Annotated in this window: 13 protein-coding genes; 10 read left to right on the top strand and 3 right to left on the bottom strand. The window is 60.3% G+C overall.

Annotation, left to right across the window (positions count from 1 at the left end; translation table 11 throughout):
• Window positions 1-15: 15 nt before the first annotated feature.
• Complete coding sequence (locus NG895_RS28240; RefSeq protein ID WP_252855919.1) at window positions 16-294, bottom strand: flagellar biosynthesis anti-sigma factor FlgM; 279 nt, start codon at window positions 292-294, stop codon at window positions 16-18.
• 475 nt (window positions 295-769) lie between these two features.
• Here NG895_RS28240 and NG895_RS28235 point away from each other — a divergent pair, with 475 nt between their 5' ends.
• The 3 genes from NG895_RS28235 (at window position 770) to ispH (ending at window position 3227) form a co-directional block, all read left to right on the top strand.
• Entirely contained in the window at window positions 770-1603 is an 834-nt protein-coding gene (locus NG895_RS28235) for an EF-hand domain-containing protein (RefSeq protein WP_252855918.1), read from the top strand.
• 318 nt (window positions 1604-1921) lie between these two features.
• Window positions 1922-2161: a hypothetical protein gene (locus NG895_RS28230; RefSeq protein WP_252855917.1), complete on the top strand. Its 240-nt coding sequence runs from the start codon at window positions 1922-1924 to the stop codon at window positions 2159-2161.
• Window positions 2162-2291: 130 nt separating this feature from the next.
• Complete coding sequence (gene ispH, locus NG895_RS28225; protein WP_252855916.1) at window positions 2292-3227, top strand: 4-hydroxy-3-methylbut-2-enyl diphosphate reductase; 936 nt, start codon at window positions 2292-2294, stop codon at window positions 3225-3227.
• Window positions 3228-3348: 121 nt separating this feature from the next.
• Here ispH and NG895_RS28220 read toward each other — a convergent pair whose 3' ends face one another.
• A complete protein-coding gene (locus NG895_RS28220) occupies window positions 3349-5415 on the bottom strand; it encodes a prolyl oligopeptidase family serine peptidase (RefSeq protein WP_252855915.1) in 2067 nt (688 codons plus the stop codon).
• A gap of 124 nt (window positions 5416-5539) precedes the next feature.
• Here NG895_RS28220 and NG895_RS28215 point away from each other — a divergent pair, with 124 nt between their 5' ends.
• Window positions 5540-5956 (top strand): secondary thiamine-phosphate synthase enzyme YjbQ, encoded by a 417-nt coding sequence (locus NG895_RS28215; RefSeq protein ID WP_252855914.1) that lies wholly within the window; start codon window positions 5540-5542, stop codon window positions 5954-5956.
• A gap of 17 nt (window positions 5957-5973) precedes the next feature.
• On the opposite strand, the gene NG895_RS28210 is transcribed toward NG895_RS28215, so the two are convergent.
• Window positions 5974-6798 carry an ABC transporter permease gene (locus NG895_RS28210; protein WP_252855913.1) on the bottom strand — a complete coding sequence of 275 codons (825 nt, stop codon included), beginning with the start codon at window positions 6796-6798 and terminating at the stop codon, window positions 5974-5976.
• A gap of 221 nt (window positions 6799-7019) precedes the next feature.
• Here NG895_RS28210 and NG895_RS28205 point away from each other — a divergent pair, with 221 nt between their 5' ends.
• The 6 genes from NG895_RS28205 to NG895_RS28180 all read left to right on the top strand — a co-directional run bounded on the left by NG895_RS28205 (window position 7020) and on the right by NG895_RS28180 (window position 13856).
• Entirely contained in the window at window positions 7020-8579 is a 1560-nt protein-coding gene (locus NG895_RS28205) for a uracil-xanthine permease family protein (RefSeq protein WP_252855912.1), read from the top strand.
• 182 nt (window positions 8580-8761) lie between these two features.
• Window positions 8762-10117, top strand: coding sequence for an aspartate aminotransferase family protein (locus tag NG895_RS28200; RefSeq protein ID WP_252855911.1), 1356 nt, complete (start codon window positions 8762-8764; stop codon window positions 10115-10117).
• 23 nt (window positions 10118-10140) lie between these two features.
• Window positions 10141-10533 (top strand): GxxExxY protein, encoded by a 393-nt coding sequence (locus tag NG895_RS28195; RefSeq protein ID WP_252855910.1) that lies wholly within the window; start codon window positions 10141-10143, stop codon window positions 10531-10533.
• A gap of 37 nt (window positions 10534-10570) precedes the next feature.
• Window positions 10571-11698 (top strand): NAD-dependent dihydropyrimidine dehydrogenase subunit PreA, encoded by a 1128-nt coding sequence (preA, locus tag NG895_RS28190; RefSeq protein ID WP_252855909.1) that lies wholly within the window; start codon window positions 10571-10573, stop codon window positions 11696-11698.
• Window positions 11699-11776: 78 nt separating this feature from the next.
• On the top strand, window positions 11777-12826 hold the full coding sequence (locus tag NG895_RS28185; RefSeq protein ID WP_252855908.1) for a zinc-dependent alcohol dehydrogenase family protein: 1050 nt from the start codon (window positions 11777-11779) through the stop codon (window positions 12824-12826).
• A gap of 88 nt (window positions 12827-12914) precedes the next feature.
• Complete coding sequence (locus NG895_RS28180; RefSeq protein ID WP_252855907.1) at window positions 12915-13856, top strand: class I SAM-dependent methyltransferase; 942 nt, start codon at window positions 12915-12917, stop codon at window positions 13854-13856.

The following is a 13856-nucleotide window of genomic DNA, read 5'->3' as shown; positions in this document are numbered from 1 at the left end:
CTCAGGCTTCGATGGTTACCCCAGCGAGTCAAACAGGCGGTCGACCGCCGATTCCAGTTTATCGGCCGTGTCGTAGGTTCCGCTGGCGATCTGCTGGCGAAGCTGCGCCACCAAGTCGGTGCGAATGCCATCGCTGCCAGAGGATTCCGAAGCGGCCAAGGCAGCCGGCGACAGGTCGAGTTGATCGACCGGTTGCGAAGATGCCGCGCTAGTGGCCTGCTGGGGCCGATTGTTGAAATGCGGGCCGTTGAGGGCCTGTGTGCCGTGGATTTGATGGGTGCCGTTGATTTGCATGATGAGTTTTTCCCGCGGCCAAAGTGCGTCCGTTCGCGGCCAATTTCTAAAGCTTTCTCAGTGTTGGGTCAAGGGCAACCTGACGCTTCGCAATTCGCCATTCCATAGTGCGAACGGGCTGTCAGGTCGTATTACGTGGTGTCTTGCTCTCGGGTTCGCAGAGGGGGACGCGAGGGACGAGTAGCGGCGGGCGGCCCATCGTGGTGCACTGCCTCGCCAGTAGTTTCATCGGCGGTGCTAGCAGCTAAATGGAACTTTCCCCCGTGGGTCATAATCACGCCTAAGGTACCGTGTGTAAGAGCTTTGCGGGTACTACGCCGGCCGAGTATCATGCGGATGAGGCGAAAAAACAGCGCAGCGGTTAGCCAGATGGCAAAAGCACAGCATGCCTCGCCGGAACCGCTAGCAATGGTTGGGGTTGGAACCGTTGGGACGACTGAGTCCGATTGTTGGGGCTATTTGGGAGAGATAGACCATGGTGCGTCGCTGGCAAGTGCTCATTAGTTGCATCGCAATGCTGCCCGCTGCATGCGCCGCGGCAGCGGACGACGTCCGCGTGGCGGACCAGGGCCTTTTCGCCCGACTCGACACAACCGGCGACGGCCTGCTGACCACCCGCGAGCTGCCCGATAACCAAGCACGGCTGTTTGCGCGGTTGGTGCGCCAGGGCGACTCGAATGGCGACGGTCAACTGACGGAGAAGGAGTGGCGTGCAGCCACGCGCCCTCGCCGACCCGCCAAGCCCATCGAGGAACAGCAATCGACCGAAATGCCCGGCGCTGACGAGATTCGCCTGCTGCTGCTCAAGCTCGACGTCAACACCGACGGTGTGCTGACCAAAGAGGAGGCGCCCGCTGAACTAAAGCGAACGTTCGAACAGATTGTCGACGGCTTCGACCGCAACAACGACGGCCGTATCAACACGCTCGAGCTCGCCCGCGGCGGACAACGACTACGCGGCCTGGCGCAGCGCAACGTACGACGTTTGGACTTGGACGTCGAGCGAGAACTCAAAAAGTTCGACCGTCAGCAGGGCGATCAGGCGATGCGATTCTCGAACAGCCCGCGGCGTGAAGAATCCATGCGCACTCGGCAGGGTGCGCTCGCGCTGTTTGAACTGTTCGACACGAACAAGGATGGCAAACTGCAGCGGGACGAAATCCCCGAGGAGGGCGCCGGTCGTTGGATTCGTTTCTTCCGCGCTGGCGACCGGGATGGCGATGGCCAACTGAGCCAGCAGGAGTACATGGGTCTATCGGCTCGCGCCTTGCGAATCCGGCGCATGATGTCGAACACGGCCGGCGAATAGTGTGTCTACCCACATGTGAGCTGTGGAATAACCCCCCGCCCCATCTGTAATTGCAGGGCGATAATCAGCGCTCTTCTCATAGCGGCAAGTCAGTCGCAACACACCCAAGAAAAGCCTTGGTGTGGCGAATAACAAAGTGTCCGGCGGCTACGATTCGGTTCGGAAACCTGCATTCCCTTTATTCAGGTGGTGTGGTACATCGAACCTGGAACAAAAACTGCGTGTCATGCGTAATAGTCAGTGACGCCCTAGTCCTCCTCGGAGGCCAAAGCGTTGCGGAAAGTTCCCGCCGGGTCGAAACAGCAGAGGGAGGCCCTGATGTCCTATCGCACGACCAACAATTCGTATCTTCCTCCTCAGCTGTGGTTGCAGCCGGTGAGCTTCGATCCCAATGCGCACCGGCAGTTTGCCAAAGCGCTTGACGAAAGTCTGGCCCGCCTGGTAGCTCAGCAACGCACCCGCCAAGCGCGCTGCACTCGTCCCCATCCGGTTGTGTTCGGGCAGGCCGACCCCGCTAACTCGTCCGAAGATGTGTTGCCGGATCAAGACTTCTTCTAGTCGGTTCGTCGGCATTCTGGAATATCCCAGCATTGCAAGGCTGGAATACGGCGGTTTGTCCCTGTCGCATTCAACGCAGGCGAAGTATGCTGCATAAGTCCACAGCAACTACGACCACGACAACCGCCCCATGAAAGTTCTTCTTGCCAGCCCGCGCGGATTTTGTGCCGGCGTGAACATGGCGATCGACTCTCTGGAAATCGCCCTCAAAGCGTTTGGCCCACCGCTGTACGTGTATCACGAAATCGTACACAACAAGTACGTGGTGACGCACTTTCGCGAGAAGGGGGTCGAGTTCGTCGATCACCTGGAGGAAGTCCCGCACGGGGCCACGCTGCTGTTTTCGGCCCACGGCGTCTCGCCCGAAGTGCGAGAGGCCGCCCGCGAGCGAAACCTCACGGCCATCGACGCCACCTGTCCGCTGGTGACCAAGGTGCACCTCGAAGCGATCAAGTACGCCAGGCAGGGCTACACCATCTTCCTCATTGGGCACGAAGGACACGACGAAGTCGTCGGCACCATGGGCGAAGCGCCAGAGGCCATCGTGCTGGTCGAAACGCCCGAAGACGTGGCTGGCCTGACCGTCGCCGACGAAACAAAACTGGCGTACCTCACCCAAACCACCTTGAGCGTGGACGACGCCAACCGCATCATCTCGCGGCTTAAGGAGCGATTCCCACAAATCGCCAGCCCACCGAAGGACGACATCTGCTACGCCACGCAGAACCGACAGGAAGCCGTGGCTCTGCTCTGCAGCGAAGCCAACCTAGTACTGGTGCTGGGCAGCCAAAACAGCTCGAACAGCCAACGCCTGGCCGAGCTCGCCCGCGAACGCGGTGTGGCGGCTCATTTGATCGACGGCGCCGGCGACATCGAGGCCCAGTGGCTCGACGGTGTCGAAACCGTGCTGGTCACCGCCGGCGCGAGTGCTCCGGAGGTGGTCGTGGAGGAATGCCTCGACTTCTTGCGCGACCATTACGGCGCTGAGGTCGAAGTCCGCACCACACGCGAGGAACACGTTTCGTTCCCGCTCCCCAAGGAATTGCGGGCCGTGTCGGTGGAGTAGGGTCGAGTAGTTGCCCACTAACTAACCCAGGGTAGCGTTTGGGCTCGTGTCACTCGCCCGCACGCACCCCTGGGCTACGATGTCAAAACCCCCTCGGGGTAAGTCTGACTAATCAACTAACCTAGTCCTTCTCAACGATCTTCATATCAAACGTCTTCGCCAGGAAGGCCCAGAGGTCGGCCACCTGGTCGATGTGCTTCGAGATCGGTGTCCCCGCGCCGTGACCGGCTTTGAGTTCCACCCGCAGCAGGATCGGGTCGTCGCTGGCCTGGGCGTGCTGCAGGGCGGCGGCGAACTTGAAGCTGTGCATCGGCACCACGCGGTCGTCGGTATCGGCCGTGGTTACCATGGTGGGCGGGTAAGCCGTGCCTTCTTCGACGTTGTGGTAGGGCGAGTAGGCCAGCAGGTACACGAACTCGTCGGGTTCGTCAGACGAGCCGTACTCGGTCCGCCAGAACTGTCCGGCCGTGAACTTGTGGAATCGCAGCATATCGTGCACGCCGACGGCCGGCAGACAAGCGCCGAACAAATCGGGTCGCTGCGTCATTACGGCGCCAACCAGCAGGCCGCCGTTGCTACCGCCGCGAATGGCGAGCCGCTCGCTACGGGTGTATTTGTTGTCGATCAACCACTCTGCGGCGGCAATGAAGTCGTCGAAGACGTTCTGCTTTTTCTCCTTCTTGCCGGCCTGGTGCCAATCCTCGCCGTATTCGCCGCCGCCGCGAAGGTTGGGAATCGCCACGACGCCACCTTGCTCCATCCAGGCTACGTAGTCGACGGAGAAACCCGGTGTCAGCGAGATGTTGAAGCCGCCGTACGCGTACAGCAGCGTCGGGTTGTCGCCGTTCTTCTCGAGCCCCTTACGATGTGCAATCATCATCGGGATCTTGGTGCCGTCCTTGCTGGCGTAGAACACCTGCTCGACTTCGTACTTCTCCGGATCGAAGTCGATCTGGGGTCGACGTAGCACCGAGGTCTCGCCACTTTCGATGTCGAGGCGGTAAATGCTTGTGGGCGTCACGGCGTTGGTGAACGTGAAGTACGTCTCTTTGTATTCTTCGCGGCCACCGAACCCATTGGCCGAACCAATACCGGGCAGGTGCGCCTGGCCCAGAGATTCGCCCTCGGGCGTGAACATTTCCACTTCGGTGTGGACATCCTTCAAGTAGCGGGCAATCAGCCGGCCACCAACCAAGTCGCCATCGACCAGGGTGGCATCTCGCTCGGGGACAATTTCGAAAAACGCCTTGGGATTCGTCGCGTCGGTGACCACGATCCGCTTTTGCGGGGCCGACTCGTCGGTCAGAAAGTAAAGCTTGTTGCCCTGACTGGCCAACATTGAGTATTCGTTGTCGAAATTGTCCACGATGGGGCGGAAATCTTCCTCTCCCGCCGTGAGGCTCTTGATCCAGATCTGGTTCTGCGGATCGGTACCACTGGAAATGTAAAGCACCAGCCACTCGCCATCGTCGGTGACGCTAACGCCAAACGACCAGTCGGGGTGGTCGGGCCGCTCGTACACCAAACGGTCCTCCGACTGCGGCGTGCCCAGCGTGTGGTAGTAGATTTTTTGATTCAAGGCCACCGACTGGTGCTTGTCGCCCGCCTCATCCTCAGGGTAACGGGCGTAATAGAAGCCTTGGCCGGTATGATCCCAGTCGACTCCGCCAAAACGGACCCACTCCAGGACATCGTCCCGCATCTTGCCCGTTTCAATCTCCATGATGTGGATCGTCTTCCAGTCGGAACCCGAAGCACTCTTGGAAAAGGCAATCAACTTTCCGTCTTCACTTACCGAGAACGAAGACAGGGCCACGGTGCCGTCGTCGCTCCAGGTGTTGGGGTCGAGTAACACTCGACCGACATCGGTGTCGGAATTTCCGACATACAGCACGGCCTGGTCCTGCAAGCCATCATTTTTGAAGTAGAAATACTTACCCCCCTTTCGGCTGGGAGCCGAAAAACGTTCGTAGTTGTACAATTCCTCCAAACGCTGCGCGAATACCTCTTGAGCGGGAATGGCGTCCAAGTAGCTTCGGGCGAATTCACTCTGGCTTTCGACCCACGCCGCTACTTCGTCCGACTCGCGTACATCGGCTTCCAGCCAGCGATAGGGATCAGCCACCTCGGTGCCGTGATAATTATCGGTGTGGTCGACCCGTCGGGTGGCGGGATACTCAATTGCCATACTCTCCCCAGAAATAAGCAGCGTTGTTGAAATCAGAGTAATGCAGACGAATGACAATAGGCGCATGGAAGTCCCTGTTGTGTGGTGCGGATGCGTTTTCATAGTAGACGGATAGGATGCAACGATGGTTCATCAAGAACGATTTCAGTTAGAAACGTCTGGCCACGGCGACATGCACGACATCACCGATCGAGTGGCCGGCGTCATTGCCGGCAGTTCTATTCAAACCGGCACAGCCCACATTTTCAATGTCGGCAGCACCGGTGTCGTAGCCGCTATCGAGTTCGAGCCTGGTCTCCTACAGGATCTACCGATGGTGCTCAATCGGTTGATCCCGCCTGGGCGCGACTATGGCCACGAGCAGGCTTGGCACGATGGCAACGCCCACTCGCACCTGCAAGCCACCTGGCTCGGCCCCGAACTCACTATTCCTGTCGCCGAAGGCCGCCCAGTGCTCGGCACCTGGCAGCAGATCATCCACCTGGAATGCGATATCAAGCCCCGCAATCGCTACATTGTGGTCACGGTGCAGGGGGAGTGACTACGAGCACAAGCGGCTTAACTACTCGCGCTACGGTAGCTGGCCAGCGCTCGCTTGAAAATCCAGCGACTCACCACCAGCGACACTACCGTTGCCAACAAGGCGAACGCGGCCAGCCACGCGTACTCGGGCGTGAGCGGCTTGGCCATCATTCGAGCCGGTACGTTAATCACCACCAGCACGGGAATGATGAACGTGAAGATGGTTCGCAGAGCGTTGCCCAGAGCGTTGCCGCCGTAGATCTCCATCGGGTAGCGTGAAAAGTTCGTGATGTAAAACCAGAAGTCGTAGAGCGTTTGATTGCGTCCCAACCAGATGCTCGTGGCGGCCAGCGAGATCATCACGCTGTACAAGATCAACACCCCGCACAGCACATAGCAGGGGTATAGCAAGTACTGAATCGGCAAAAACTGATCGTGATCGATGCGACTGCTGGCGAATACCAACAGGGCAAAGGCCACGACAAAGTTCCCCAGCGACGACCAGTTGATCCGCCGCAAGGAGAGCAGAAATTGTGCATCGACCGGCTTCAATAGCGCAAAGTCGAGCCCACCGGTGCGAACCAGTTCGCTCATCTCTTGGGCGTTAGGCATGAATAACGCCTGCACCAGGCTGTTGATGAACATCGTTGTGGCGATGAAGATGAAGAACTCGAATTTCGTCCAGCCTTCAATGCTGCTGGTGTAGGCGAACACCAACAGATAGAACCCCAGGTTCATCGCCATCCAACCGATGCTCGACACCACCTCGATCACGAAGTTGGTGCGGAACGTCATATCGCGAATCAAGCTGTTCCGCGCGAAGGTGAGGAACAGTCGCGGGTAGAGCATCAGGTCTTGCATCAAAGCTCCAATCTCTCGCCAGGGCGGGAGTGGTCACGGGCGGTCAGCAACACCACCCTGCAAGCGTGGCGCTACGTAAACTATAGGATCGAAGGTGGTTCTAGTGTATCATGGACACCTCGTTCAGGTGGAGCCCGCGGCCGACCATTCGGCATTTACACACGCGGGGTGAACTTCGACAATGAGTCGACATTCCTCGATCTCCAGGTGCTCCACGCCCTATGCCCGACAGCCAGATCATTTACGGTCTCGACGACCGGCCGCCGTTTCCGCGTGCCATAGTGCTTGCCGCACAGCACGTGCTCACCATGTTCGGCTCGACGGTGGTGGTGCCGCTGATGTTCGGCCCCCAACTCTGGCCGATTCCCGAAGGCATATCAGAGAGCGTGAAAGTCGAGCTCACGGATCTGCGACTGACGAACATCGCGCTATTGATCTCCAGCGTTATGCTCTGCAGCGGCATCGCCACCTTCCTGCAAGCGACCTTTGGTTCGCGGCTGCCCATCATCCAGGGTGTATCGTTTTCTTTCCTGGCCGCGTTCGGATCGATTATCGCCAGCGTGCACAAGCAGAACCAGATCGACTGGTCCGCTGCCAGTTCCGATGCGGTGAGTCCCGAAACGCTCGAGCCGCTTATCGAAGCATGGCAATCGGCAGGGGCCATGGGCATGCAGACCATTGCCGGCGCCATCTTAATTGGCGCGCTGTTTGAAATCCTTGTAGGCTTCAGCGGGCTGATGGGCCTGGTGCGGCGTTATCTCTCGCCCGTGGTTGTCGGTCCAGTGATCATGCTCATCGGCCTCGCGCTCTACCAGTTCGGCGCTCCGAATGCGGCCAGCAACTGGCCCGTGAGCATCGGTACCATCGTGCTGATCAGCCTGTTCGCCCTGGTGTTGTCGCGCAAGGTGACCTTCCTACGACTGTTTCCGATGCTCTCGGCCATCGTGGTGATGGTCACCTACTGCGCAATACTTACCTGGAGCGGTGTGTACACGTCGGCCGAAACGACTCCCGGCTACGTCGATCTTTCGGCCTTCGAGCACACCGAATGGGTGCGAACCACCGACATCTTCCTCCCGTGGGGCTTGCCTCAGTTCACGTTGAGCGCAACGGTCGCCGTGTTGGCCGGCTTCCTGGCTTCGATGATCGAATCGTTTGGCGACTATCACGCCTGCAAGAACATCGCCGGCGCCGGCGACCCCACGCCCGAGGAAATCTCCCGTGGCATTGGCTTCGAGGGTGTGGGCTGTGCGCTGACCGGCATCTTGGGCGGGTTCAGCAGCACCAGCTACTCCGAGAACATCGGCCTGGTGGGACTCACCAAGGTTGCCAGCCGGTACGTCGTGCAGATCGGCGGTGTGATTCTCATCCTGCTGGGACTATTCGGCAAGTTCGGTGCGTTCGCCTCGGCGATCCCCCAGCCCGTGGTCGGCGGCCTCTACTGCACTATGTTCGGGCTGATCGCGGCCGTCGGCGTGCGGCAGTTTGCCCGGGCCGACCTGAACAGTGATCGCAACCTGTTCGTAGGCGGTTTTGCCCTGTTCATGGGGCTTAGCGTGGCGTTTTACTTCAGCGACTACAGCACCGGCCAGCAGGACGTCGCGTGGATGCCGACCGCCGTGCGCGACGTGGTGCTAGCAATTGGCCAGTCCGGCATGGCCGTGGCTGCTATACTCGGTATTCTCTTCGACAACATGGTTCCCGGCACCCGCGAGGAACGCGGCCTGGCCGAAGGCCCCGGCGTCCTGGTCCCCGAAGGGGGCGACGTGGACGTGGATTGAAGGACTCACCACGGGGAGCACGGAGAACACCGAGAGGAATCCTTAGCATGAGTGGATTTTATTGTTCGGCACTGCTGAGGAAACCCTTCGAGCTATTCGATACTAGATTCCTCTCCGCGTCCTCCGTGTCCTCTGTGGTTCAATAGATCTCCGCCAACAACATTCCCCAGTCTTGAGCCCCTATGCCCAACACCACCAAGCTCGAACTACCGGTCGTCAATCACACGCCGCAGGCCTACGCAGGACCGTCGCGGGACGAGGTGATCGCGCTGCGTAAGCAGTACGTTTCACCCGGGGTGATCACCTACTATCGCGAGCCGTTGATGGTGGTCGAAGGTCACATGCAGTACGTGTGGGACGAGACCGGCAAGCGGTACCTAGATGCCTTTGCGGGCATCGTCACCGTGAGCGTTGGGCACTGCCATCCCAAGGTTGTCGAGAAGGTTCGAGCACAAACCGGCGAGCTACAACACACCACTACCATCTACCTGCACCCGGCACTGCCGCAGTTCGCCGAGGCACTCGCGGCGAAAATGCCCGAGGGGCTCTCGCGGAGCTACTTTACCAACTCCGGCAGCGAGGCGAACGAGATCGCTATCCTTTCGGCTCGCGAATACACCGGCAACACCGACGTAATCGCCCTCAGGAACTGCTACCACGGCGGCACCGCCACCACGATGGGCCTCACCGCCCACGGCACCTGGAAGTTCAAGGCCAACCAGGCCCCCGGCATCCATCACACCCACGCCGGTTACTGTTACCGTTGCCCGTACGGGCTGGAGTATCCGTCATGCGACTTGAAGTGCGCTCGTGACATCGAGGACGTGATCAAGTACCAAACGCCAGGCGAGGTGGCTTGCTTCATCGGCGAGCCGATCCAAGGCGTGGGCGGTGCAGTCACTCCGCCGAAGGAGTACTTCCAGATCGTGTACGACATCGTCCGTCGCTACGGCGGCATCTGTATCGCCGACGAAGTGCAGGGGGGCTTTGGCCGCACCGGCACGCACTACTGGTCGCATCAGAACTGGGACGTCGTGCCCGACGCAATCACGATGGCCAAGGGCATTGGCAACGGCATCCCGCTCGGCGCGTTCACCACCACCGAAGCAATCTCCGAGGTGATGACCCGCCGAGTGCACTTCAACACCTATGGCGGTAACCCGATCAGCATGACGCAGGGCCTGGCGACGCTCGAAGTGATCGACGAAGACGGCCTGCAGCAGAACTCGCTGGAGGTCGGCGGCCACCTGAAGGATCGTCTACACGAACTCGCCGACAAGCACTCCGCCATCGGCGAAGTCCGCGGCCTGGGCCTGATGCTGGGCGTGGAGCTAGTGACCAACCGCCAAACTCGCGAACCCGCCACCCAACTGGCCGCCGACGTACTGGAAGCGATGAAGTTACGCAACGTCCTGGTCGGTAAGGGCGGCCTGCACGGCAATACCCTCCGCATCAAACCCCCGATGTGCATCACGAAGGACGACGCCGACTACCTGGTGGCAATGCTGGACGAATGCTTACGTGATTTGACAGGATAACGGGATCCAAAGGTATCGACGAGATGACAAAGATGCAGCACGAAGAGTTAACTCGGCGGGTGATAGGATGTGCCTACACCGTGTACAATACGCTTGGCGGAGGATTCCTCGAATCGGTCTACCAAAATGCGCTGCTACTAGAACTCGACGCGGCAGGTATAGAGGCGAAGAGTCAGGTACAGCTCGACGTAGAGTACCGTGGTCACACCGTGGGACACTTCTTCGCCGATATCGTGGTGGAGCAGAGAATAATAATCGAACTCAAGGCCATCGAGGCGTTGCATAAAAGCCACGAAGTCCAACTCGTCAACTACCTTGCCGCTACCGGTACAGATATCGGCTTGCTTCTCAACTTCGGTCCTAAAGGCGTCGAAGTGAAACGCAAAGTACGAGAACTCTCAAACCTATCCCGTTAATCCTGCCCATCCAGTTATCCTGTCGAACTGAACTCTCATGCCCACGCTTGAAACAACCGTCGACGGCCTCACGCTTCCCAATCCTTTCATCATTGGCTCCGGCCCTCCGGGCACGAATGCCAACGTGATCGGCAAGGCGTTTGACGAAGGGTGGGGCGCCGTGATCTGCAAGACCGTGAGCCTCGACGCCGAGAAGGTTGTGAACGTTCAGCCGCGGTACGCTCGTTTGCGAAGCCGTGACACGGGCGAGATCATCGGCTGGGAGAATATCGAACTGATCAGCGACCGCTCATTCGACACCTGGATCGACGAGTTCAAAGAGATCAAAGACAAGTACCCCGACAGAATCTTGATCGCCTCGATCATGGAAGAGTACCGCCAGGAGGCGTGGCACGAGATCGTCGAGCGGTGTGAAGCGGCCGGTGTCGATGCGTTCGAGCTGAACATGAGCTGTCCGCACGGCTTGCCCGAGCGCCGGATGGGCGCCGCGATGGGCGAGAATCCCGACATACTCGAAGAGGTCTGCGGCTGGGTGATGAAGGTGGCCACCAAGCCGGTGTGGGCCAAGATGACGCCCAACGTGACCCATATCGAAGACCCCACGCGGGCGAGCCTCCGCGCGGGCTGCCAGGGCATCTCGGCCATCAATACCATCCGCAGCGTGCTGGGGGTGGACCTCGAAACGCTTCGCCCCGAGCCAACCGTCGAAGGCTATACCACGCCCGGCGGCTATAGCTGCCAGGCGATCATGCCGATCGCCCTGCGAATGTGCATGGAGATCGCCACCGTGATTCGCGACGAGTTCCCCGGCCGCTCGCTATCGGGCATCGGTGGCATCGAAACCGGCAAAGACGCCGCGCAGTTCCTGCTCTTGGGCTGCGACACCGTGCAGGTCTGCACCGGGGTGATGAAGATGGGCTACCGCTGCGTGCACTCGATGCAGGAAGAACTGCTCGCGTTCATGGAACAGCACAAGTTCGAAACGCTGGAGGACTTCAAGGGCCACTCGCTGCAGTTCTTCACCACCCATTCCGACCTTGTCCGCCGCCAGGCCGAGGCCCGCGCCGCCAAGAAGGCCGAGCACGACAAGAAGGTGATCCAGAAAGACACCGACTGGGACGGCGACGACTTTGTCGATCAGACGGACGCGCTGTCGCGAGGGTAAAAGACTCGTAGCCGGACTCGCAAGAGTTCGGACTCACCTCCAGCCATCAGAATTCTTGCGAATCCTGCTACATTCTCAATGCAAGCTGTAACCTTCTCCGAATTCCGCGGGCCCATCTCGCTATCCGACGTCCCCGAGCCCGAGTGCCCTGCGGACGGCGCGGTGATCGAAGTGCGAGCCACAGGGCTGTGCCGCAGCGACTGGCATGGGTGGCAAGGACACGACGCGGATATTAAAGACTTGCCGCACGTGCCGGGGCATGAGTTTGCCGGCGTGGTGGCCGAGGTCGGCTGCGAGGTGCGCCACTGGAAAGCGGGCGATCAGGTAACGATGCCGTTCGTCGCCGGGTGCGGGCGGTGCGTGGAGTGCGCCGCGGGGCATCCGCAGGTATGCGACGATCAATTCCAGCCCGGCTTCACCGCCTGGGGATCGTTCGCCCAGCGCGTGGCAGTGCGCTACGCCGACTTCAATTTGATTCGCCTGCCCGAAGAACTCGACTTCGCCACGGCGGCCAGTCTCGGCTGCCGGATGGCGACCTCGTATCGAGCGGTCACCGCGCAGGGGCAACTTCACCCGGGAGAGTGGGTCGCCGTGCATGGCTGTGGTGGCGTGGGCCTGGCGGCCGTGGCGATTGCTGCGGCGCTCGGCGGCCGGCCGATCGCGGTGGATATTCGCGACAAGCCGCTGGAGCTCGCTCGCAAGCTCGGTGCTGAGCACACGCTAAACGCCGGCGAAGTGGACGACGTGCCCGCGGCGATCCGCCAGCTCACCGGTCGTGGCGCCGACTTGTCGCTCGACGCCTTGGGCAGTCGGGTAACCGCGACAAATTCCATTCTCTCGCTCCGTAAGCGTGGGCGACACGTACAGGTTGGACTGTTGGCAGGCGACCAGGCCAACCCGCCCCTGCCGATGGGGCCGGTGGTTGCGAACGAGCTGGAGATCGTCGGCAGTCACGGTCTGGCGGCCCGCAGCTATCCGGAGCTCTTGGACCTCGTGGTTACAGGTCGCCTTCCGGCTGCTAAACTGGTGACTCGCACCCTGGCGTTGAGCCAGGCACCCGCCGCGCTCGAAACGCTAAACGACTTCGGCGAAGTCGGTGTCGCGGTGGTCACTGACCTTGGATCTTAGCCGGACTCGCCGCAGTTCGGACAATCGACCAAGGCCTCCGAACTCTTGCGAGTCCGGCTACGCGCGCGTTTCATCTTTCAAAGATTTCATGATCGACTCCGTTGCTCAAATCACCGACCTGCCGCTCGACGAGGCTCTTGCGCTGGTGCGCAAGGCATTCGACGCGGCGGAGATCACACGTCGCGGCATCGATTCGGCTGGCGTGGTGGAATACTACCGCCAAAGTGAGCGGGCGTATCGAATGTTCCACTCCGGCGAGGGCGCGCTGCACATCGGCATGAGCACCGGCAAGGGCGACGACGACGACGTCGGGCACCGCCGGCACGTCGAGCTGTTTGCCGAGTTGCTCGAGTCCATCGATGCCCAGCAGGCCATCGAGTTCGGCTCGGGCATGGGATACAACGTCCGCACGCTGGCCCGCGAGATGCCCGCGCGGCAGTTCGTAGGAGTCGACCTCTCGCCTCACCACACGAAGGCCGCCCGCAAGGACGCGGCGGGCCTGAAGAACATCGAGTTCATCGAGGGGAACTACCAACAGCTCGACCTGCCCGATGAGGCGTTCGACGCGGTGCTGGCCATCGAGACGCTCTGCCAGACCGAAGACCAACACCTGGCCATCGCCGAGGCGTATCGCATTCTCAAGCCGGGTGGGCGGATGATGGTGATCGACTGCTATCGTAACCAGCCGCTGGACGCAGTGGACGAACAACTACGCGAAGCAGCTCTATTGGTTGAGAAAACCGCGGCGGTCGATAAGTTCGCGGAACTCGAACCTTGGCAGCAGATGGTCCGCGAAGTGGGCTTCGAAGTAATCGAGTGCACCGATCGATCTACCGAAACAGCCCGCGACCTGCGGCGACTCTATCGACTGTCGCGACGCTTCTTTAAGATGTCGCTGGCGGTAAAACTGATCCGCCGCGCGATGCCGGCGCTGGCGATGGAAAACGCCGTGTGCGGCCTGCTGATGCCGTATACCGTGGGCCACTCGGTGCACGGTTACTACACGATCACGTTGGCGAAACCTGTTTAA

This window comes from Aeoliella straminimaris (assembly GCF_024054565.1).
Classification (GTDB): domain Bacteria; phylum Planctomycetota; class Planctomycetia; order Pirellulales; family Lacipirellulaceae; genus Aeoliella; species Aeoliella straminimaris.
The sequence above is the reverse complement of the archived record's forward strand: the minus strand, read 5'-3'. Positions and strand labels throughout refer to the sequence as shown.

Coding starts and splice junctions, on each gene's coding strand:
- NG895_RS28235 (WP_252855918.1), top strand. CDS start 770: ATGGTGCGTCGCTGGCAAGTGCTCATTAGTTGCATCGCAATGCTGCCC.
- NG895_RS28195 (WP_252855910.1), top strand. CDS start 10,141: ATGACAAAGATGCAGCACGAAGAGTTAACTCGGCGGGTGATAGGATGT.
- NG895_RS28205 (WP_252855912.1), top strand. CDS start 7,020: ATGCCCGACAGCCAGATCATTTACGGTCTCGACGACCGGCCGCCGTTT.
- NG895_RS28240 (WP_252855919.1), bottom strand. CDS start 294: ATGCAAATCAACGGCACCCATCAAATCCACGGCACACAGGCCCTCAAC.
- NG895_RS28180 (WP_252855907.1), top strand. CDS start 12,915: ATGATCGACTCCGTTGCTCAAATCACCGACCTGCCGCTCGACGAGGCT.
- NG895_RS28220 (WP_252855915.1), bottom strand. CDS start 5,415: ATGGCAATTGAGTATCCCGCCACCCGACGGGTCGACCACACCGATAAT.
- NG895_RS28200 (WP_252855911.1), top strand. CDS start 8,762: ATGCCCAACACCACCAAGCTCGAACTACCGGTCGTCAATCACACGCCG.
- NG895_RS28215 (WP_252855914.1), top strand. CDS start 5,540: ATGGTTCATCAAGAACGATTTCAGTTAGAAACGTCTGGCCACGGCGAC.
- ispH (WP_252855916.1), top strand. CDS start 2,292: ATGAAAGTTCTTCTTGCCAGCCCGCGCGGATTTTGTGCCGGCGTGAAC.
- NG895_RS28185 (WP_252855908.1), top strand. CDS start 11,777: ATGCAAGCTGTAACCTTCTCCGAATTCCGCGGGCCCATCTCGCTATCC.
- preA (WP_252855909.1), top strand. CDS start 10,571: ATGCCCACGCTTGAAACAACCGTCGACGGCCTCACGCTTCCCAATCCT.
- NG895_RS28230 (WP_252855917.1), top strand. CDS start 1,922: ATGTCCTATCGCACGACCAACAATTCGTATCTTCCTCCTCAGCTGTGG.
- NG895_RS28210 (WP_252855913.1), bottom strand. CDS start 6,798: ATGCAAGACCTGATGCTCTACCCGCGACTGTTCCTCACCTTCGCGCGG.